Origin of the sequence: Pseudomonas sp. HMSC067G02 (assembly GCF_001813485.1) — a bacterium.
Classification (GTDB): domain Bacteria; phylum Pseudomonadota; class Gammaproteobacteria; order Pseudomonadales; family Pseudomonadaceae; genus Pseudomonas; species Pseudomonas aeruginosa.
Map to the genome: position 1 here is coordinate 20,494 of NZ_KV812623.1, position 19,577 is coordinate 40,070.

The window sequence follows — 19,577 nt, forward strand, 5'->3', positions numbered from 1 at the left end:
CATGAACCCTCCCCTTCCTCTCTTCCGCTACCATCCCGAACCGCTCGCCAGCGGCAGCATCGAGGCTTCCGCCACCACCTGCCAGTGCTGTGGCAAGGCTCGTGGCTACGTCTACACCGGTTCGCCCTATTCCCGCCACGAGTTGCCGCCCGGCAGCCTTTGCCCCTGGTGCATAGCCGACGGCAGCGCGGCCGCGCGCTACGAAGCGAGCTTTTCCGACGACTATCCGCTGCTCGACGCCGGCGTCGCCGCGGATATCGTCACCGAAGTCTGCGAGCGCACGCCCGGCTACACCTCCTGGCAGCAGGAGCGCTGGCTGGTTTGCTGCGAAGATGCCTGCGCCTTTCGCGGCGACGCGGGGCGTGAGGAAATCGGGCAACTGGGAGCCGAGGGCCTGGCGCAGCGCTTCGCCGATTTCGCCTGGCCGGCTATCACCTGGCAACGCCTCGTCGACGCCTATACGCCCGGCGGCAATCCGGCCATCTACCGCTTCGACTGCCTGCACTGTGGCCAGGCGCATTACGACCTGGACTTCACCTGATAGAACGCGGCCCTACAACCCCATCTGCTTGCCGATGATCTCGTTCATGATTTCCCGCGAACCGCCGCCGATGGAGAGAATCCGGTTGTCGCGATACAGCCGCTCCACCAGGCTTTCGCGCATGTAGCCCATGCCGCCGAGCACCTGCACGGCATCATAGGTCAGGCGATCGGCGACATCGGTAGCGAAGTTCTTGGCCATCGATATCTCCTTGATCACGCTCTTGCCGACAGCCATCTTCGCTGCCTGGCGATAGGTGAACTCCCGGGAAACCTCCAGTTGCGTGGCCATTTCCGCGAGACGATGGCGCAGCACCTGGAACTTGCCGATCGGCTTGCCGAACGCTTCTCGCTCGCGCGCCCAGCGCAGCGACTCCTCCAGAGCCAGTTGCGCGGTCATGTTGGCCATCACCGCCAGGGCCAGGCGCTCGCTCTGGAAATTGGCCATGATGCAGGCGAAGCCGGCATTCTCCACGCCGATGAGGTTTTCCGCAGGCACCCGGCAGTCGTCGAAGAACAGTTCGGCGGTATCCGACGCCCACCAGCCCATCTTCTTCAGCTTGCGGCCGACATTGAACCCGGCAGTGCCCTTCTCCACCAGCAGCAGGCTGATGCCGGCGAAACCCTCGCCGCCGGTACGCACCGCCACCGTGTAGTAGTCCGCGCGCACGCCGCTGGTGATGAAGGTCTTGCTGCCGCTGACGCGATAATGATCGCCATCGCGCACCGCACGGGTCTTCAGGTTGGCCACGTCGGAGCCGCCAGAGGGCTCGGTGACCGCCAGGGCCATGATCTTCTCGCCGCGCAGCACCGCCGGCACCACCCGCTCGCGCACCTCGGGACGGGCCCACTTGACCACCGGAGGCAAGCCGATATCCAGCGATCCCAACCCGGCGACCAAGCCGCCGGAACCGCAGCGCATGAGCTCTTCGCTGGCCGCCACCTTGGCGAACAGATCGCCTTCGCAACTGCCGCCGTAGGCTTCCGGGTAGCCGATGCCGAGGATCCCGGCCGCGCCGGCCTTGAGATAGAGTTCACGGGGAAATTCCTCGGCCTCCTCCCATTCATCGATGTGCGGCAACACCTCGCGCTCGACGAAACGGCGCACCGAATCCCGGATCAGTTGATGGGACTCGTCGAAGTACTGCTGGAAGTCAGTCATGGCCGGGCTCCTGATGGGAGCCTCAGAACTTACCTAGCGCTTGCTTGGTTTTCAATACGAGAAACTGGCCATCGGCGAGGGCGTATAGGCCGCCCTTCCTACGGACACGGGAGGCACAGAGCTCAGGAGATCGGCCGCCGTCCGGCCAGGGCGTGGGCCAAGGTGCCGCCATCGACCAGCTCCAGCTCGCCACCCAGCGGCACGCCATGGGCGATACGCGACAAGGTCAGGCCGCGGCCGGCCAGTAGCTGGGCGATATAGTGGGCGGTGGCCTCGCCTTCCACGGTGGGGTTGGTGGCGAGGATCACCTCGCTGAAGGCTCCGTCCCTGATCCGCGCTTCCAGTTCGGGAATGCCGATCGCCTCCGGCCCCAGGCCGTCGAGCGGCGACAGGTGTCCCTTGAGCACGAAATAGCGGCCGCGGTAGCCGGTCTGCTCCACCGCGAATACGTCCAGCGGGCCTTCCACCACGCAGAGCAGCGAGTCGTCGCGTCGCGGGTCGGCGCACTGCGGGCACAGCTCCTCCTCGCTGAGGGTACGGCACTGCCGGCAATGACCGACCCCTTCCATCGCGGCGGTCAACGCCTGGGCCAGCTTCAGGCCGCCGCTGCGATCGCGCTCCAGCAGCATCAGCGCCATGCGCTGGGCCGACTTCTGCCCGACACCGGGAAGAATGCGCAGGGACTCGATCAGTTGGCGGATCAGCGGGCTGAAACTCATGCAGGACTCGTCGGATAGAGGGAGGGGAATGGCTGCCGGGCGCCGTCCTAAGAAGGCGGACCCGGCACGAACGCAGAATCAGAAGGGCATCTTGAAGCCGGGCGGCAGTTGCATGCCCGAGGTGAAGCCGGACATCTTTTCCTGGTTGTTCTGCTCGATCTTGCGCACCGCATCGTTAACCGCGGCGGCGATCAGGTCTTCGAGGATTTCCTTGTCTTCCTGCATCAGGCTGTCGTCCAGGCTGACGCGCTTGACGTCGTGGCGCCCGGTCATCACCACGCTGACCAGACCGGCGCCGGATTGCCCGGTCACTTCCGCGTTGGCCAGCTCTTCCTGCATCTTCTGCATCTTTTCCTGCATCTGCTGCGCCTGCTTCATCAGGCCGGCCATGCCACCTTTCATCATGTTCTTCACCTCGAATGTCGTCTTGTTGCGTGCGCCAAGCGCCGGTCAGGCCTTGGCTTCCAAAGGTTCGATGGTACCGTCACGGACCACCGCGGCGAACTGCTCGCGCAACTGCCGGACCAACGGGTCGGCATCGATCGATGCCTCGGCCGCCCGCTGGCGCTCGGCACGCCGGCGTGCCGCTGCCTGGGCCGGGGTCTCCTGCTCAGGCTTCTGCAGGGTCACCTCCAGTTTGAGGGTGCGCCCCAGGTGCTGGTTCAGCGCATCGTTCAGCCGCCGCTGCTGGGTGGCGTTGAACAGCGCGCTCTGGCCCGGATCGAGATGCAGATGCCAGTGGTCGTCGTCGGCAGCTACCAGCGTACAGTTGGCAGCGATGCTGGCGGTCAGGCCGCCGAGGCCGAGCCGCGGGAACAGCTCCAGCCACTCCGCGGCCAGGCCGGTGGCCGGCTTCGCCGCCGGCAGCGGCTCCTCCACCACGACCACGTCAGGCTCGGGCGCGGCATCCAGGTAGGCCAGGGTATCCATGTCGACTTCGTAGTAGTCGTCCGCGGGCGGTGGCTCGTCGTCCTGCTCGTCAGGTGCTACCGGCAACGCAGCCGGCAGGGCTTCCAGAACGGTTTCCACCACCGCCTCGACCGCCACTGCCGGAGGGGCCGAGGGAGCCTCCACGGCTAGCGGCTCGGGCTCGGGCTCGGGCTCGGGCTCGGGCTCGGCAGCGAGGCTCGGCGCCGGCTCTTCCCAGGGCAAGTCGACGACCTCTGCCGCGGCGGCGGGCTCTTCGACAACCGCTTCCGCGACGCGTGCCTCGACCGCCGCCGGCGGCGCGGATGGCGCTGCCGGCGGGGCAGCCGGGGCTTCGACGGGCGCAGCCACGACAGGCGCGGGAGCAACGGCAGCGACCGGCGCAGGCGAGGCCGCGCCGGCCACGGGGGAGTTGGCGGGATCAGTCGTGGCCTTGCTGATCCCCAGGTCCTTTAGCGGCGTCCTCGGCGCGCCGTCGGCGTCCGCCGGGCGGAACGCGAGCATCCGCAGCAACACCATCTCGAAGCCGCTACGCGGATCGGGCGCCAGCGGCAGGTCGCGGCGGCCGATCAGGCCCATCTGGTAATAGAACTGTACGTCTTCCGCCGGCAACGCCTGGGCCAGGGCCAGCACCCGCTCGCGGTCGCCCTGGCCATTGTCGATCGCTTCCGGCAGGGCCTGGGCGATCGCGACGCGGTGCAGCACGTTGAGTATTTCGGCAAGCACGCCGCCCCAGTCCGGCCCCTGCTCGGCCAGGTGGCGCACCGCTTCGAGCAGGGCGCGCGCATCGCCCTCCAGCAAGGCCTGGAGCACGCCATAGACCTGGCCGTGATCGAGGGTACCGAGCATCGCCCGCACGTCTGCGGCCAGCACCTTGCCCTCGCCGAAGGCGATGGCCTGGTCGGTCAGGCTCATGGCGTCACGCATCGAGCCGTCGGCGGCGCGCCCGAGCAACCACAGGGCGTCATCCTCGAAGGGCACGTTCTCGGCTCCGAGCACGTGGGTCAGGTGCTCGACCACCCGCTCCGGCGGCATGTTCTTCAGGGAGAACTGCAGACAGCGCGAGAGGATGGTCACCGGCAACTTCTGCGGGTCGGTGGTGGCCAGCAGGAACTTGACGTGCGGCGGCGGCTCCTCGAGGGTCTTGAGCAGCGCATTGAAACTGTGCGACGAGAGCATGTGCACTTCGTCGATCAGGTAGACCTTGTAGCGTCCGCGGGTCGGCGAGTACTGCACGTTGTCGAGCAGCTCGCGGGTATCCTCGACCTTGGTCCGGCTCGCGGCGTCCACTTCGATCAGGTCGACGAAGCGGCCTTCGTCGATTTCGCGACAGACCGAGCATTCGCCGCACGGCGTGGAGCTGACCCCGGTCTCGCAGTTCAGGCACTTGGCCAGGATCCGCGCGATGGTGGTCTTGCCGACCCCGCGGGTACCGGTGAACAGGTAGGCATGGTGCAGCCGCTGGTTGTCCAGGGCGTTGATCAGAGCCTTGAGCACATGGGTCTGGCCGACCATTTCACGGAAGGAACGGGGACGCCATTTACGCGCAAGAACTTGATAACTCATCGAAAACCGTCGCAGAAGGGAAGCACAAGTCGGCCAATGCTAGCGCAATTTACCCCTTCTGCGCTCGCCGACTTGGCAAACTGCGTGCTAAGAATTCCCCTGGCCCTTCAGCAGCCCTCGTCGGTGGCAATGACTCTACCTTCCCTGACATCGTTCATGCCTCATTTCGGCGCACCGGCGCTGCTCCTACTGCAGTTGCTCGCGGCCCTGCCAGCGACGGCCGCGGAGACCGACGCGACGCCATTGCGCTTCTCGGTGATGGAAAGCTGGAGCATGCCGTTGGTCCGCCTGCAACGGGGCCAGCCGATCGACGGCATCGTCTACGACATCACCCGCTCCCTGGCCCGGCAGGTCGGCCGCAAGGCGCTTTACCACCCCTACCCGCGCGGGCGCATCGAGCAGGCGATGAAGGCTGGCGAAATCGATGTCCGCTGCTACATCAGCCCCGCCTGGCTCAGCCACGACTTCCCCGGCTATCGCTGGAGCGTCGCGCTGCTGGTGCAACGCGACATCCTGGTCGCCCGCGAAGGCTTCGCGCCGATTCCCGAGGCGCTGCCGGCCCAGCGTATCGGTACCGTCCTCGGCTACAGCTATCCCCGCTTGCAAGCGCTGTTCGACATCGGCCGACTGCGCCGCGACGATGCGCGCACCCAGGATCTGGTGCTGGAAAAGCTGCGCGCCGGCCGCTACCGCTACGCGGTCAGCCATCAACTGTCGCTGCACTGGAGCAACCGCCAGGCGCCGGGGCAGCCGCCACTCCAGGAAGCCGCGCAGCTCGAGGAAACGGCGGTGGGCTGCCTGGTGCGGGATTCCGCGGAGGTTCCGGTGGAAGCGATACTGAAGACGTTCGAGGAAATGAAGCGCAGCGGAGAGATCGAGGAGATACTGCAGCGCTACCGATAAGAGCGTCGACGGCCTGCGAAAAATAGCGGGCCTGAAATGGAGGCGGCCCCGCCAGCCACACCCCGGCACACGATGTTCCCGCTGTGGCTGCTTCCTTCCGGACCTGACCAGGTTGACGGGTAATCGTTGCGGGGGGACCGACAGGGCCACCATTGCAGCCTACCCTCGGATAGGCCGCGCCATTCTACCGGCTTGCGCGTAAGTTACAACCACTTCAAGCACTTACGTTTGCAATCCATTTCGCGAAAGCGGTTCATTGCTGCTGGATCAGACCCTCCGGCGGCGGCTGGGTCGATACGCTCAGCTCGGTATCGACATACAGGTCCAGGGTGCCCCAGCCCGGCTTGGTGCTGAACGACGCATACTTCTCCTCACCGCGATGGAAGGAGAAGGCGATCCGGTAATCGCTGCCGCCGAACAGCTTCACCGGAAACTCGCGGACCTGGCCGGGCCGGATCTCCCCGGAGAAGGTTTCCACGCCCTGCTCCTTGTAGCTGTAGGCGATCGGCGCCGAAGCCTGGCCACTGTAATGCAGCAGGATGCGCGGCCGCTCGCTCCAACCCACGTAGGCGCCGAACAGCACCACCAATGCGAGCACGCCCAGCAACCGCTGCTTTCTTGCCTTGTCCATCGTTAACTCCAGTCTTCGGAAATCTTTCGCAGCAGCGCCGCCGCTTCAGCGGGCGACGCCGTGCTCGTCGAACAGTTTCAGCAGGCCGTCTTCGTCGAGCACCTTCACGCCCAGCTCGTTGGCCTTGGCCAGCTTCGAGCCGGCGCCGGGCCCGGCGACCACGCAGTGGGTCTTGGCCGACACCGAGCCGGCCACCTTGGCGCCGAGCCCTTCCAGCTTGTCCTTGGCTACGTCCCGGCTCATCGCCTCCAAGGTGCCGGTCAGCACCCAGGTCTGCCCGGCCAGAGGCAGGCCTTCGACCGCCTTGCGCTCGCTCTGCCAATGCATGCCGAACTCACGCAACTGCGCCTCGATGGCCAGGGCACGCTGCACGTTGGCCGGCTCGTCGAAGAAATCGCGCAGGCTTTTCGCCGCTCGCTCGGGCAGACGCTCCACCTGGCGCAGATCGAGCCAGTCGGCACGGATGATGCCGTCGAGCGAACCGAAGCGGCTGGCCAGCTTTTCCGCGCCGGTGGCGGCGATGAAGGGAATGTTCAGCTTGTCGATGAAACCGGCCAGCGAGGCACAGGCGGCGAACTCCGCGGCGACCTCGCCCTCTTCCTGCAACTGCACGCCATGTTCGGCATCGTGCAACTGGGCGATCACCTGGCGGTTGTGCTCGTCGGCGAAGAAGTTGTGGATCTCGTAGGCTACCTCGGCGCCGACGTCCGGCAGGTAGGTCAACACTTCCGGGAGCGCCTTGCCGATCCGCTCGAGCGAACCCAGCGAACGCGCCAGCAGCTTGGCGGTTTCCTCGCCGACGTCGGGAATCCCCAGGGCGAAGATGAAGCGCGCCAGCGAAGGCTTGCGGCTATCGGCGATGGCCGCCAGCAGGTTGTTGGTGGACAGCTCGGCGAACCCTTCCAGCTCGAACACCTGTTCATAGGTCAGGGTATAGAGATCCGCCGGCGAGGCGACCAGCCCGCGATCCACCAGTTGCTCGACGATCTTGTCGCCAAGACCGTCGATGTCCATTGCCCGGCGCGATACGAAATGGATGATCGCCTGCTTCAACTGCGCCTGACAGGAGAGGCGGCCGACGCAGCGATAGATGGCGCCCTCGCTGATCGACTCCTTGCCCTTGCTGCGCTTGACCAACTGGGTCCGCTCCACGGCCGAGCCGCAGACCGGGCAATGCTCGGGCACCTCGATAGCCTGCGCATCCGCCGGGCGGCGCTCGAGCACCACCTGCATGACCTGCGGAATCACATCGCCAGCACGGCGGATCACCACCGTATCGCCGATGCGCAGGCCCAGGCGGGCGACTTCATCCATGTTGTGCAGGGTCGCATTGGACACCGTGACGCCGGCCACCTGCACCGGCTTGAGGCGTGCCACCGGGGTCACGGCGCCGGTGCGGCCGACCTGGAACTCGACACCCAGCAGCTCGGTCAGCTCCTCGCGCGCGGGGAACTTGTGGGCGATCGCCCAACGCGGCTCGCGCGCGCGGAAGCCCAGTTCGCGCTGGAAGGCGATGCGGTTGACCTTGAACACCACGCCGTCGATCTCGTAGGCCAGCGCATCGCGTCGGCGACCGATGTCGTCGTAGTAGTCGCGGCAGGCCTGGGCGCCCTTGACCAGGCGCAGCTCGCGACTGATGGGGATACCCCAGCCGCGGAACGCCTCGAGGATGCCCACCTGGGTGTCCGGCAGCGTCCCGCTGACCTGGCCGAAGCCGTAGGCACAGAACTCCAGCGGGCGACTGGCGGTGATCTTCGAATCCAGCTGGCGCAGGCTGCCGGCCGCCGCGTTGCGCGGGTTGGCGAAGGTCTTGCCGCCGGTTTCCACGGCCTTGGCGTTGAGCGCCTCGAAACCGGCCTTGGACATGAACACCTCGCCGCGCACTTCGAGGATCTCCGGCCAGCCTTCGCCGTGCAGCTTCAGCGGTACGTTGCGAATGGTGCGTACGTTGCTGGTGATGTCCTCGCCGGTGCTGCCGTCGCCGCGGGTGGCGCCGCGCACCAGTTGGCCGCGCTCGTAGAGCAGGCTGACGGCCAGGCCGTCCAGCTTCGGCTCGCAACTGTACTCGACCTCCGCGCCACCGCCGAGCAGGTCGCCGCCAGGCAACAGGTCGGCCAGTCCTTCGCGTACGCGGCGGTCGAAGTCCAGCAGGTCCTGCTCCTCGAAAGCGTTGCCGAGGCTGAGCATGGGGATCTCATGGCGCACTTCGCCGAACGCCGAGGCCGGCGTGCCGCTGACCCGCTGGGTCGGCGAGTCGGGCGTCAGCAGTTGCGGGTACTCGGTCTCCAGCGCCTGCAACTCGCGGAACAGGCGATCGTATTCGGCGTCGGGAATGCTCGGTTCGTCGAGCACGTAGTAACGGTAGTTGTGGGTGTCCAGTTCGGTTCGCAGTTGCGCGATGCGTTCGGCGGCAGCCTGGGTGTCGGTCATGGTGGGAGTCCGTGAAACGAAAAGAGCAGCCTCGGCTGCTCTATAGAGTAGTTCGCCCCCTCCCGTACGAAGAAAGGGGCTGTGGCCGGATCAGCGCTTCTGCATCAGGCTGCGACGCTCATGGTCGATGATGCGCTGGCGGTAGTGCTCGATGGTCTGGGCGGTCAACACGCTGCGCTGCTCGTCCTTCAGCTCGCCGTTCAGCTCGTGGGCCAGCTTGCGCGCGGCGGCAACCATCACGTCGAAGGCCTGCTTCGGATGGCGCGGCCCCGGCAGACCGAGGAAGAAGCTCACGGCGCGGGTGCTGAAGTTGTCGATGTCGTCCAGGTCGAAAGTGCCCGGTTTCACCGCATTGGCCATGGAGAACAGGATCTCGCCATTGCCGGCCATGCTTTCGTGGCGATGGAAGATGTCCATGTCGCCGAAGCGCAGGCCGCTCTCGAGGATGTTCTGCAACAATGCCGGCCCCTTGAAGCCGCTTTCGTCGCGGGCGATGACGTTGATGATCAGCACCTCGTCGACCGGGGCAGGTTCGGCAGCAACCGCAGGGGCTTTCTCCCGCTCTTTCTCCTTGCGGCCCTTCGACTTGCCCTTGCGCGGCTCCACCGTCTCGGCGGCATCGCTCGGGTCCGCCTCCAGGGCCAGCCCCTCGTCGAGGTCCAGATCGCCCTGGCGCGGCTCTTCCTGGCGCTTGCCGCCCTTGCGCTCCTTGGTTTCGCGGGCACTGACGCTGGGCAGGTCCTGTTCGTCGAAGGACGGCTCGCGATGCTCGACCACCCGCGCCGGCCCCAGCAGTTCAGCCGAGTCGCCGTCGTCGTCCGGCAGATTGGCGAAACTGCGGTCGAGCTTGAACTTCAACTTGCCCTTGCCGCCCCGCATCCGCCGCCAACCGTCGAAGAGAATGCCGGCGATCACGATAAGCCCGATAACGATAAGCCATTCGCGCAGACCGATATCCATGTAATTCCGTAGCCCCTAGTGAAAATGGTGAATAAAAAAATGAAAAAAGGACGTCCCGTCCCTTGAAACGTGGAGCCAACCTTGTTCTGACAGAACTTTCCCACGCGATACAAAAAGTGGCCATTAAACTAACATGCCCATGCACAAGTTTACACTGCCTGACACTCAGGCTTCAGCCAATGCGACCGCCTCTTCCACGTCAACTGCAACAAGCCGTGAACAGCCCGGCTCATGCATGGTCACGCCCATCAACTGATCGGCCATTTCCATGGCGATCTTGTTGTGGGTGATATAGATGAACTGCACCTTTTCCGACATCTCCTTCACCAATCGCGCATAACGTCCGACGTTGGCATCGTCCAATGGCGCATCGACTTCGTCGAGCATGCAGAACGGCGCCGGGTTCAACTGGAAGATGGCGAATACCAGCGCCAGCGCGGTCAGCGCCTTTTCCCCGCCGGACAACAAGTGGATGGTGCTGTTCTTCTTGCCCGGCGGGCGCGCCATGATCGCCACACCGGTATCGAGTAGATCTTCGCCGGTAAGTTCCAGATATGCCGTACCGCCGCCGAATACCTTCGGGAACAATGCCTGAAGGCCAGCATTGATCTGGTCGAAGGTTTCCTTGAAGCGATTGCGGGTTTCCCGGTCGATCTTGCGGATGACGTTTTCCAGCGTCTCCAGCGCTTCGGCCAGGTCGTCGTTCTGCGAGTCCAGGTAGCGCTTGCGCTCGGACTGCTGCTGGTACTCCTCGATCGCCGCCAGGTTGATCGGCCCCAGACGCTGGATGCGCGCCGCGAGACTCTCGAGACGCTCCTCCCATTCGCGTTCGCTGGCATCCAGGGGCAGGTTGGCCAGTACCGTGTGCAGGTCGTAGCCGTCTTCGGCGAGCTGCTCCTGCAAGGCCTTGCGCCGCACCACCAGCCCCTGCCACTCCAGGCGCTGCTGCTCCAGCTGGCCACGCAGCAGTTGCGATTGCTGCTCGGCCTGGCCGCGGCGCTTCTCCACCTCGCGCAGTTCGCGATCGGCGTCTTCCAGGGCCAGCCGCGCCTGCTTGAGTTCGTCCTCGACGGCCATCCGTCGCTCCAGCAACTCCTCGAGCTTCATGCGCAGCTCTTCCAGCGGCGCCGCACCCTCCTCCAGATTGAGGTTGAGCTGTTCGCAACGCTCGTTGAGGCGCGCCGACTGCTGGTCGAGGCGCTCCAGAGCCTGCTGGGTGGAATTGTGCTGCGCCCTCAGCGAGCCGACCCGCACCGCCAGTTGGTGCGCATGGTCCTTGTGGGTACGGGCATCCTGGCGAATCCGGTCGAGCCGTTCGCGCAGGGCGTCACGCTCCGCCAGCAGGGTTTCCCGGCGCTCGGTGTCCAGCGCCATGCTATCCAGCGCTTCCTGCAGGGTCAGGCGCGCCTCGCTCAGTTGCTCCTGTTCCAGCGCGCGCTGCTCGGCCAGTTCCGCCACTTCTTCGTCGAGACGGCGGCGACGCAGTACCAGTTGCTCGACCTTGGCCTGCTGCGCGGACAACTGCGCCTTCAGCTCGCCGTGCCGGCGCCCCTCCTCCTGGACCTGGCGCCGCACCTGCTCGCGCGCGCCTTCCAGCTCGCGCTGCTCGTCGCGGGCCGCAGCCAGACGCTCCTCGCCCTCGGCGACGCGGGTTTCCAGGACCTCGCGCCGTTCCTGCAACGCCTCCAGTTCCTGGGCGCGGGCGAGCATGCCGCCTTGGGCCTCGTCGCTGCGCCGGACCCGCAGGAAGTGCCGGCCGACCCAGTAGCCATCGCGACTGATCAGGCTCTCGCCGTCGTCCAGGGCGCCGCGCTGGGCGAGCGCCTGTTCCAGGGTCTCCACCGGTTTCACCCGGGCCAACCAGGGACTCAGGTCGGCGTCGGCGCGGACCTTGTCCAGCAGCGAACCGGCCGCCGTCGCGGCTCCGCGAGCGGGGCTGAGCAGGCGCAGCTCGCCCTTGCCGAAGCCGGCCAGGGCGAGCCCGTCGAAGCCGTCCAGCAAGACCGCCTGCAGATCCGCGCCGAGCACGGTCTCCACCGCCAGCTCCCAACCCGGCTCGACACGCAAGCCTTCGGCGAGGCGCGGACGTTGTTCCAGGCCCTGCTCGCGCAACCACTCCAACGCGCCCTGTCCGGGATCGAGAGCGGCCTGCTGCAGGGCCTCCAGCGAAGCGATGCGCCCGTTCAGGCGCTGCAACTCGCCCTGCGCCTGGTGCTGTTCGGCGGCCAGCTGCTGCAATTCCTGGCGCAATTGTTCGAGTCGCTCGGCTTGGCCCTGCTCCTGCAATTGCAGTTCTTCCAGGGCCAATTCGGCGATCGCCACCTGTTCGTTGAGTTCGAGGATCGCCGCGTCCTCGGGGTCGGCCGCCAACTGGCCACGCTCCTCCTGCAGGCGCCGCTCGCGATCCTGCAGGCGCTCCAGGCTCTGCTCCAGGTGCTGGATGCGCGACTGCTGCACCTCGGCCTGGCGGCGGGGTTCGGCGCTCTGCTGGTTGAAGGCATCCCACTGCTGCTGCCAGGCCTGCATGCCCTGCTCGGCCTGTTCCAGGGCGATGCCCGCTTCTTCCGCGGCGGCCGCGCTGAGTTCCTGTTCCGGTGCGAGCATGGCCATTTCCTCGGCCAGGGTCGCGAGCAAGGTACGGTCGTGCCCGAGGTGCGATTCGGTTTCCTGGCGGGTCCGTTCGGCTTCGCGCAAGTCGTCCTGCAACTGGCGCTGGCGCTGCTGGCCATGCTGGATGCTCTGCTCGACCCGGGCGATGTCGCCGCCGACCGAATAGAAGCGCGCCTGCACCTGGTTGAAGCGTTCGGACAACTCGTGATGGCCGTCGCGCAGCCGTTCGATGCCGGCATCGGCACCACGCTGCTCGGCCACCAGGGCCTCGAAGGCGATCTCCTGGTCGCCGATGACCCGCTCGCGCTGACCGACCTGCTCGTTCAGGTCGCGCCAGCGCACGGCACCCAGCTGGGCCTTGAGCTGGCGCTCCTCGGCCTTGTGTTCCTGGTATTTTTCCGCCGACTGGGCCTGCCGGTGCAGGCGTTCCAGTTGCCGCCCCAGCTCTTCGCGCAGGTCGGTGAGGCGTGCCAGGTTTTCCTGGGTCCGACGGATGCGGCTTTCGGTTTCGCGGCGGCGCTCCTTGTACTTGGAAATGCCCGCGGCTTCCTCGATGAAGTTGCGCAGGTCTTCCGGACGCGCCTCGATCAGCTTGGAGATCATGCCCTGTTCGATGATCGAGTAGCTGCGCGGCCCCAGGCCGGTGCCGAGGAAGATGTCGGTGATGTCGCGCCGCCGGCACTTGGTGCCGTTGAGGAAATAGGTGTTCTGCCCGTCCCGCGAGACCCGCCGGCGAATGGATATCTCGGCGTACTGGGCGTATTCGCCCACCAGAGTGGTCTCGGCGTTGTCGAAGATCAGCTCGATGCTCGCCTGGCTCACCGGCTTGCGGGTATTCGAGCCGTTGAAGATGACATCGGTCATCGACTCGCCGCGCAGGTTCTTCGCCGAGCTTTCGCCCATCACCCAGCGCACCGCGTCGATGATGTTCGACTTGCCGCAGCCGTTCGGCCCTACCACTGCCGCCATGTTGCTGGGGAAGTTCACCGTGGTCGGATCGACGAAGGACTTGAACCCCGCCAGCTTGATGCTCTTCAGGCGCATGCGTGCGCTCCCGCCAGGGTCGCCATCAGCGTTCGGCGAGCGCGGCCAGCACCAGCTGGCAGTTGTGGCGGCCGTATTCCAGCAGGACCTCGCGGATCCTCGCCTCGTCACGGGCGATCACCGCTTGCAGGAGCTGGGCGAAACTGCCGAGGAACTGGTTCATTTCCGCCTTGCGCCGCTCCAGCGCCAGGTGGTAGGCGCGACTCACCGCCGGCAGCAGGTTTTCGACGGTCTCCTGCAGGTAGGGATTGTTCGCGAAAGGAAAGGCCGCGCGCATGATGTCGAAACTGGCCTCGACGAAGCCGTCGATATCGCTTTGCGCCAGGTTGTTCAGCAGGCGCTGCTGGATGGCCAGGAACGGTGCCAGCTCGGCCTCGCTGCGCCAGCGCCGGGCGACGCTTTCCGCCAGCAGGATGTAGAGCTGCACGATCAGCGCGTAGAGGCTTTCCACATGTTGCGGGGACAGTTCGGACACCTGGGCGCCGCGGCGCGGCAGGATGTTCACCAGGTGGCGGCGTTCGAGAATCAGCAGCGCCTCGCGGACCGAGCCGCGACTGACGTTGAGGGTCTGGGTGACCTTCTGCTCCTGGATACGTTCCCGTTCCTTGAGTTCTCCCCGGATGATGCGTTCCGCGAGGTGGTGGGCGATCTGCTCTGCCAGGCTGTCCGGGGCCTTGAACGTCATGGTGATCCTTTTATCCAGGGGCGCGTTTTCCGGGGGTATATGGATGGGAAGTGTAACACAGGGCGTTACCCCGCCGGCTTCCCGGCGAAGCGGCGGACAGAACGAAGGTTGGGATGGGGCAGGCCGGCCAAGGGAGGACAATTGTCAGACAATCTAACAAGATAAATACGAGGACTTCCCATGTTTGCCTCGCTTTCCTCTGCCTGGATGCTGCGTCTGAAAAAGTACGGCTACTGGATCTGGCTGATCGCGGTGCTCGGCATCCCGCTCAGCTACTGGTGGTCGCTCGGTAGCGACTACCCCAACGCCTGGCCCTGGCTGGTGATCAGCGTGGTGTTCGGGCTGATCCCGATCCTCGATGCCATCGTCGGCCGCGATCCGGCCAACCCCGAGGAAGCCAGCGAAGTGCCGGAGATGGAAGCACAGGGCTACTACCGCGTACTGTCCCTGGCCACCGTCCCGCTGTTGCTGGGCATGCTCGTCTGGTCCGGCTGGATCCTCGCCCACGAGACCCGCTGGGACTGGGTCGGCCAACTGGGCTGGATCCTGTCGGTGGGCACCGTGATGGGCGCCATCGGCATCACCGTCTCCCACGAACTGATCCACAAGGACCCGCAACTGGAACAGAACGCCGGCGGCCTGCTGCTGGCGGCGGTGTGCTATGCCGGCTTCAAGGTCGAACACGTGCGCGGCCACCATGTACACGTCTCGACCCCGGAAGATGCCTCGTCCTCGCGCTACGGCCAGAGCCTCTACTCGTTCCTCCCGCACGCCTACAAGCACAACTTCCTCAACGCCTGGCGCCTGGAGGCCGAGCGCCTGAAGCGCAAGGGCCTGCCGGCCCTGCACTGGCGCAACGAGCTGATCTGGTGGTACGCCATCAGCGCCCTCTTCCTGCTCGGCTTCAGCCTGGCCTTCGGCTGGCTGGGAGCGATCTTCTTCCTCGGCCAGTCGGTGATGGCCTTCACCCTGCTGGAGATCGTCAACTACGTCGAGCACTACGGCCTGCATCGGCGGCGTCTGGACAACGGCCGCTACGAACGCACCACGCCGGAACACTCGTGGAACAGCAATTTCCTCCTGACCAACCTGTTCCTTTTCCACCTGCAGCGCCATTCCGACCACCATGCCTACGCCAAGCGCCGCTACCAGGTGCTGCGCCACTACGACAGCAGCCCGCAACTGCCCAACGGCTACGCCGGGATGATCGTCCTCGCCCTGTTCCCGCCGCTCTGGCGCGCGGTGATGGACCCGAAGGTGCGCGCCTACTATGCCGGCGAGGAATACCAGCTTACCGACACCCAGCGCATCTGAGCGTCCCGCCCCTGGGAAACGGCACCTTCGGGTGCCGTTTTCGTTTATGGGGAAACTGACTGACCTACAGGTCAAAAAAATATTTGACTCAAAAGTCAGTTTTTTCTAGATTCGCCTCCATAGCTCCTACCGTGGAGCCCTGTGCGGAAACCGCCCCACTCCGGCCGGTTCTCCTGCAAGGCCTAGAATTCAATAACAAGAACCCGCCTGGAGGCACGCCTTGATCAGGTTCCTGCTCAACCGGGAGATCCGCGTCGAAGAACGCCTGGACCCCAACCTCACCGTCCTCGACTACCTGCGCCGGCACCTCGGCAAGACCGGCACCAAGGAAGGCTGCGCCTCCGGCGATTGCGGCGCCTGCACCGTGGTGGTCGGCGAACTGGTCACCGGCGAGGATGGTGCCGAACGCATCCGCTATCGCAGCCTGAACTCCTGCCTGACCTTCGTTTCCGCCCTTCACGGCAAGCAATTGATCACCGTCGAGGACCTCAAGCATCAGGACCGTCTGCACGACGTGCAGCAGGCGATGGTCGACTGCCATGGCTCGCAGTGCGGGTTCTGCACGCCGGGCTTCGTCATGTCGCTGTTCGCCCTGCAGAAGAACAGCGCCGGCGCCGATCCGGCCAAGGCCCACGAGGCGCTCGCCGGCAACCTCTGCCGCTGCACCGGCTACCGGCCGATCCTCGACGCCGCCGAGCAGGCCTGCTGCCACAAGCGCGCAGACCAGTTCGACGCCCGGGAAGCCGCCACCATCGAGCAATTGCGCGCCATCGCTCCGCGCGAAACCGCCGAGCTGAACAGCGGTGACCGGCGCTGCCTGCTGCCGCTCACCGTCGCCGACCTGGCCGACCTCTACGGCGCCAATCCGCAGGCACGCCTGCTGGCCGGCGGCACCGACCTGGCGCTGGAGGTCACCCAGTTCCATCGCGAACTGCCGGTGATGATCTATGTCGGCCACATCCGCGAAATGAAACGCATCGAAGTGGGCGTCAACTGCCTGGAAATCGGCGCCGCCACCCCGCTGACCGACTGCTACCAGGCGCTGGCCGCGGACTACCCGGACTTCGGCGAATTGCTGCAGCGTTTCGCGTCCCTGCAGATCCGCAACCAGGGCACCCTCGGCGGCAATATCGGCAACGCCTCGCCGATCGGCGACGCCCCGCCGCTGCTGATCGCCCTCGGCGCGAAGATCGTCCTGCGCCGCGGCGAACGGCGCCGCGAGCTGCCGCTGGAGGAGTACTTCCTCGACTACAAGGTCACCGCCCGCGAAGAAGGCGAGTTCATCGAGAAGATCCTCGTCCCGCGTGCCCGGCCCAGCCAGGCGTTCAAGGCCTACAAGGTCTCCAAGCGCATCGACGACGATATTTCCGCGGTCTGCGCCGCCATCAGCCTCGACCTGGAAGATGGCCGGATCGCCCGCGCCAGGGTCGCCTTCGGCGGCATGGCGGCGATTCCCAAGCGCGCCGCCGCCTGCGAAGCGGCGCTGCAAGGCGCGCGCCTGGAAGCCGCCAGCTTCGAACGCGCCGCCGCCGCCCTGGCGAACGACTTCACCCCGCTCAGCGACTTCCGCGCGAGCAAGGAATATCGCCTGCTGACCGCGCAGAACCTGCTGCGCAAATGCTTCCTGGAGCTGCACGCTCCCGCCGTCGAAACCCGGGTGACCGCCTATGTCTAACCATCGCAAGCCGCACAAGAGCCAGGAAGAGCTGGCCGACCTGTTCCGCGCCGAGCTGACCACCGGAGTCGGCCGCAGCGTCAAGCACGAAAGCGCCCCCAAGCACGTCAGCGGCGAGGCGATCTACATCGACGATCGCCTGGAGTTTCCCAACCAGTTGCACGTCTATGCGCGCCTGAGCGAGCGCGCCCACGCCCGCATCACCCGCCTCGACGTGACGCCCTGCTACCAGTTCCCCGGCGTCGCCATCGCCCTCACCGCCGCCGACGTTCCCGGCCAGCTGGACATCGGCCCGGTGGTGGCCGGCGACCCGCTGCTGGCCGATGGCAAGGTGGAGTATGTCGGACAGATGGTCCTGGCGGTCGCCGCCGACAGCCTGGAAACCGCGCGCAAGGCGGCCATGGCGGCGATCGTCGAGTACGAAGACCTGGAACCGGTGCTCGACGTGGTCGAGGCCCTGCGCAAGCGCCATTTCGTCCTCGACAGCCACCAGCACCGCATCGGCGATTCCGCCGCCGCGCTGGCCGGCGCGCCGCATCGCCTGCAAGGCACGCTGCACATCGGCGGCCAGGAGCATTTCTACCTGGAGACGCAGATTTCCTCGGTAATGCCCAGCGAAGACGGCGGCATGATCGTCTATTGCTCGACGCAGAACCCCACCGAAGTGCAGAAGCTGGTGGCCGAGGTCCTCGGGGTTTCCTTCAACCGCATCGTCATCGACATGCGCCGCATGGGCGGCGGCTTCGGCGGCAAGGAAACCCAGGCCGCGGCGCCGGCCTGCCTGTGCGCGGTGGTCGCCTACCACACCGGGCGTCCGGCGAAGATGCGCCTGCCGCGCATGGAGGACATGCAGATCACCGGCAAGCGTCACCCGTTCTACGTCGAATACGACGTCGGCTTCGACGACGATGGCCGCCTGCACGGCATCCAGATCGACCTGGCCGGCAATTGCGGCTATTCGCCGGACCTCTCCGGCTCGATCGTCGACCGCGCCATGTTCCACTCGGACAACGCCTACTTCCTCGGCAACGCCACCATCAACGGCCACCGTTGCAAGACCAACACCGCCTCGAACACCGCCTACCGCGGTTTCGGCGGGCCCCAGGGAATGGTCGCCATCGAGGAGATCATGGACGCCGTGGCCCGCAGCCTCGGCAAGGATCCGCTGGAGGTGCGCAAGCTCAACTACTACGGCAAGGACGAGCGCAACGTCACCCATTACCACCAGACCGTCGAGCACAACCTGCTGGCGGAGATGACTGCCGAGCTGGAAGCGAGCAGCGAGTACGCCCGCCGCCGCGAGGAAATCCGTGCGTTCAATGCCGCCAGCCCGGTCCTGAAGAAAGGCCTGGCGCTGACCCCGGTGAAGTTCGGCATTTCGTTCACCGCGACCTTCCTCAACCAGGCAGGTGCGCTGATCCACATCTATACCGACGGCAGCATCCACCTGAACCATGGCGGCACCGAAATGGGCCAGGGCCTCAACACCAAGGTCGCCCAGGTGGTCGCCGAGGTCTTCCAGGTCGACGTGGAGCGCATCCAGATCACCGCCACCAATACCGACAAGGTACCCAATACCTCGCCCACCGCCGCCTCCTCGGGCACCGACCTGAACGGCAAGGCCGCGCAGAATGCCGCCGAAACCATCAAGCGGCGCCTGGTGGAGTTCGCCGCGCGGCACTGGAAGGTCAGCGAGGAAGACGTCGAGTTCCGCAACAACCAGGTGCGTATCCGCGAGCTGATCCTGCCGTTCGAGGAACTGGTCCAGCAGGCCTACTTCGGCCAGGTCTCGTTGTCCAGCACCGGCTTCTACCGCACGCCGAAGATCTTCTACGACCGCGAGCAGGCCCGTGGCCGGCCCTTCTATTATTTCGCCTACGGCGCCGCCTGCTCGGAGGTGATAGTCGATACCCTCACCGGCGAATACCGCATGCTGCGCACCGACATCCTGCATGACGTCGGCGACTCGCTGAACCCGGCCATCGACATCGGCCAGGTCGAAGGCGGCTTCGTCCAGGGCATGGGCTGGCTGACCATGGAGGAACTGGTCTGGAACGCCAAGGGCAAGCTGATGACCAGCGGCCCGGCCAGCTACAAGATTCCCGCCGTCGCCGACATGCCGCTGGACCTGCGGGTGAAACTGCTGGAGAACCGCAAGAATCCGGAGCAGACCGTGTTCCATTCCAAGGCCGTGGGCGAGCCGCCGTTCATGCTCGGCATCTCGGTCTGGTGCGCGATCAAGGACGCCGTGGCCAGCCTCGCCGACTACCGCGCGCACCCCGCCATCGACGCGCCGGCGACGCCCGAGCGGGTGCTCTGGGGCGTGGAACAGATGCGCCGGCTGAAGGCCGCCCAGGCGCAAGCGGCGGACGCCGCGGTCGAACCGGCCTGAACCGCCGCGATCGGGAGGA

The 19,577-nt window shown here is 66.0% G+C and carries 14 protein-coding genes and 1 other RNA gene; 5 read left to right on the top strand and 10 right to left on the bottom strand.

The annotated features are described in order from the left end of the window. Position 1 precedes the first annotated feature (1 nt). Positions 2-541 (top strand): CbrC family protein, encoded by a 540-nt coding sequence (locus HMPREF2914_RS01890; RefSeq protein ID WP_003087245.1) that lies wholly within the window; start codon positions 2-4, stop codon positions 539-541. Positions 542-553: 12 nt separating this feature from the next. Here the strand turns inward: HMPREF2914_RS01890 and HMPREF2914_RS01895 are convergent, their stop codons facing one another. The 4 genes from HMPREF2914_RS01895 to dnaX all read right to left on the bottom strand — a co-directional run bounded on the left by HMPREF2914_RS01895 (position 554) and on the right by dnaX (position 4,914). Further along, positions 554-1,702 carry an acyl-CoA dehydrogenase family protein gene (locus tag HMPREF2914_RS01895; protein WP_003087244.1) on the bottom strand — a complete coding sequence of 383 codons (1,149 nt, stop codon included), beginning with the start codon at positions 1,700-1,702 and terminating at the stop codon, positions 554-556. Positions 1,703-1,824: 122 nt separating this feature from the next. After that, positions 1,825-2,421, bottom strand: a complete 597-nt coding sequence (gene recR / locus HMPREF2914_RS01900) for a recombination mediator RecR (protein ID WP_003087237.1) — start codon at positions 2,419-2,421, stop codon at positions 1,825-1,827. 78 nt (positions 2,422-2,499) lie between these two features. Next, complete coding sequence (locus tag HMPREF2914_RS01905; RefSeq protein ID WP_003087236.1) at positions 2,500-2,826, bottom strand: YbaB/EbfC family nucleoid-associated protein; 327 nt, start codon at positions 2,824-2,826, stop codon at positions 2,500-2,502. 45 nt (positions 2,827-2,871) lie between these two features. Continuing rightward, on the bottom strand, positions 2,872-4,914 hold the full coding sequence (gene dnaX, locus HMPREF2914_RS01910; protein WP_070702795.1) for a DNA polymerase III subunit gamma/tau: 2,043 nt from the start codon (positions 4,912-4,914) through the stop codon (positions 2,872-2,874). Positions 4,915-4,950: 36 nt separating this feature from the next. Here dnaX and HMPREF2914_RS01915 point away from each other — a divergent pair, with 36 nt between their 5' ends. Beyond that, positions 4,951-5,817 (top strand): substrate-binding periplasmic protein, encoded by an 867-nt coding sequence (locus HMPREF2914_RS01915; protein ID WP_031278138.1) that lies wholly within the window; start codon positions 4,951-4,953, stop codon positions 5,815-5,817. Positions 5,818-5,863: 46 nt separating this feature from the next. Here HMPREF2914_RS01915 and ffs read toward each other — a convergent pair. The 6 genes from ffs to HMPREF2914_RS01945 all read right to left on the bottom strand — a co-directional run bounded on the left by ffs (position 5,864) and on the right by HMPREF2914_RS01945 (position 14,177). Then, positions 5,864-5,960, bottom strand: an RNA gene (gene ffs, locus HMPREF2914_RS01920) — signal recognition particle sRNA small type. Positions 5,961-6,070: 110 nt separating this feature from the next. After that, on the bottom strand, positions 6,071-6,448 hold the full coding sequence (locus tag HMPREF2914_RS01925; RefSeq protein WP_003083354.1) for a hypothetical protein: 378 nt from the start codon (positions 6,446-6,448) through the stop codon (positions 6,071-6,073). A 45-nt stretch (positions 6,449-6,493) separates the two neighbouring features. Then, positions 6,494-8,878, bottom strand: coding sequence for an NAD-dependent DNA ligase LigA (gene ligA, locus HMPREF2914_RS01930; protein WP_023092008.1), 2,385 nt, complete (start codon positions 8,876-8,878; stop codon positions 6,494-6,496). A 90-nt stretch (positions 8,879-8,968) separates the two neighbouring features. Further along, entirely contained in the window at positions 8,969-9,838 is an 870-nt protein-coding gene (zipA, locus tag HMPREF2914_RS01935) for a cell division protein ZipA (protein ID WP_023092009.1), read from the bottom strand. Positions 9,839-10,003: 165 nt separating this feature from the next. Next, positions 10,004-13,492 carry a chromosome segregation protein SMC gene (smc, locus tag HMPREF2914_RS01940; protein ID WP_003133020.1) on the bottom strand — a complete coding sequence of 1,163 codons (3,489 nt, stop codon included), beginning with the start codon at positions 13,490-13,492 and terminating at the stop codon, positions 10,004-10,006. Between the two features lie 25 nt (positions 13,493-13,517). Further along, positions 13,518-14,177 carry a GntR family transcriptional regulator gene (locus tag HMPREF2914_RS01945; RefSeq protein WP_003087224.1) on the bottom strand — a complete coding sequence of 220 codons (660 nt, stop codon included), beginning with the start codon at positions 14,175-14,177 and terminating at the stop codon, positions 13,518-13,520. 180 nt (positions 14,178-14,357) lie between these two features. Between HMPREF2914_RS01945 and alkB2 the strand changes: the two genes are divergently transcribed. The 3 genes from alkB2 to xdhB all read left to right on the top strand — a co-directional run bounded on the left by alkB2 (position 14,358) and on the right by xdhB (position 19,558). Beyond that, positions 14,358-15,491, top strand: coding sequence for an alkane 1-monooxygenase AlkB2 (alkB2, locus tag HMPREF2914_RS01950; RefSeq protein WP_003083349.1), 1,134 nt, complete (start codon positions 14,358-14,360; stop codon positions 15,489-15,491). A gap of 220 nt (positions 15,492-15,711) precedes the next feature. After that, a complete protein-coding gene (gene xdhA / locus HMPREF2914_RS01955) occupies positions 15,712-17,166 on the top strand; it encodes a xanthine dehydrogenase small subunit (protein WP_003087219.1) in 1,455 nt (484 codons plus the stop codon). After that, the gene (gene xdhB, locus HMPREF2914_RS01960; protein ID WP_023092010.1) at positions 17,159-19,558 is read left to right on the top strand and encodes a xanthine dehydrogenase molybdopterin binding subunit; all 2,400 of its coding nucleotides are present in this window, start codon (positions 17,159-17,161) and stop codon (positions 19,556-19,558) included. The genes xdhA and xdhB overlap by 8 nt, the downstream gene beginning before the upstream one ends. Positions 19,559-19,577 lie beyond the last annotated feature (19 nt).

Excerpts from the sequence above, each read along its gene's own strand:
- zipA (WP_023092009.1), bottom strand. The coding sequence starts at position 9,838 with ATGGATATCGGTCTGCGCGAATGGCTTATCGTTATCGGGCTTATCGTG.
- HMPREF2914_RS01915 (WP_031278138.1), top strand. The coding sequence starts at position 4,951 with ATGCTAGCGCAATTTACCCCTTCTGCGCTCGCCGACTTGGCAAACTGC.
- xdhB (WP_023092010.1), top strand. The coding sequence starts at position 17,159 with ATGTCTAACCATCGCAAGCCGCACAAGAGCCAGGAAGAGCTGGCCGAC.
- HMPREF2914_RS01945 (WP_003087224.1), bottom strand. The coding sequence starts at position 14,177 with ATGACGTTCAAGGCCCCGGACAGCCTGGCAGAGCAGATCGCCCACCAC.
- smc (WP_003133020.1), bottom strand. The coding sequence starts at position 13,492 with ATGCGCCTGAAGAGCATCAAGCTGGCGGGGTTCAAGTCCTTCGTCGAT.
- HMPREF2914_RS01905 (WP_003087236.1), bottom strand. The coding sequence starts at position 2,826 with ATGATGAAAGGTGGCATGGCCGGCCTGATGAAGCAGGCGCAGCAGATG.
- dnaX (WP_070702795.1), bottom strand. The coding sequence starts at position 4,914 with ATGAGTTATCAAGTTCTTGCGCGTAAATGGCGTCCCCGTTCCTTCCGT.
- HMPREF2914_RS01895 (WP_003087244.1), bottom strand. The coding sequence starts at position 1,702 with ATGACTGACTTCCAGCAGTACTTCGACGAGTCCCATCAACTGATCCGG.
- alkB2 (WP_003083349.1), top strand. The coding sequence starts at position 14,358 with ATGTTTGCCTCGCTTTCCTCTGCCTGGATGCTGCGTCTGAAAAAGTAC.
- recR (WP_003087237.1), bottom strand. The coding sequence starts at position 2,421 with ATGAGTTTCAGCCCGCTGATCCGCCAACTGATCGAGTCCCTGCGCATT.
- ligA (WP_023092008.1), bottom strand. The coding sequence starts at position 8,878 with ATGACCGACACCCAGGCTGCCGCCGAACGCATCGCGCAACTGCGAACC.
- HMPREF2914_RS01890 (WP_003087245.1), top strand. The coding sequence starts at position 2 with ATGAACCCTCCCCTTCCTCTCTTCCGCTACCATCCCGAACCGCTCGCC.
- HMPREF2914_RS01925 (WP_003083354.1), bottom strand. The coding sequence starts at position 6,448 with ATGGACAAGGCAAGAAAGCAGCGGTTGCTGGGCGTGCTCGCATTGGTG.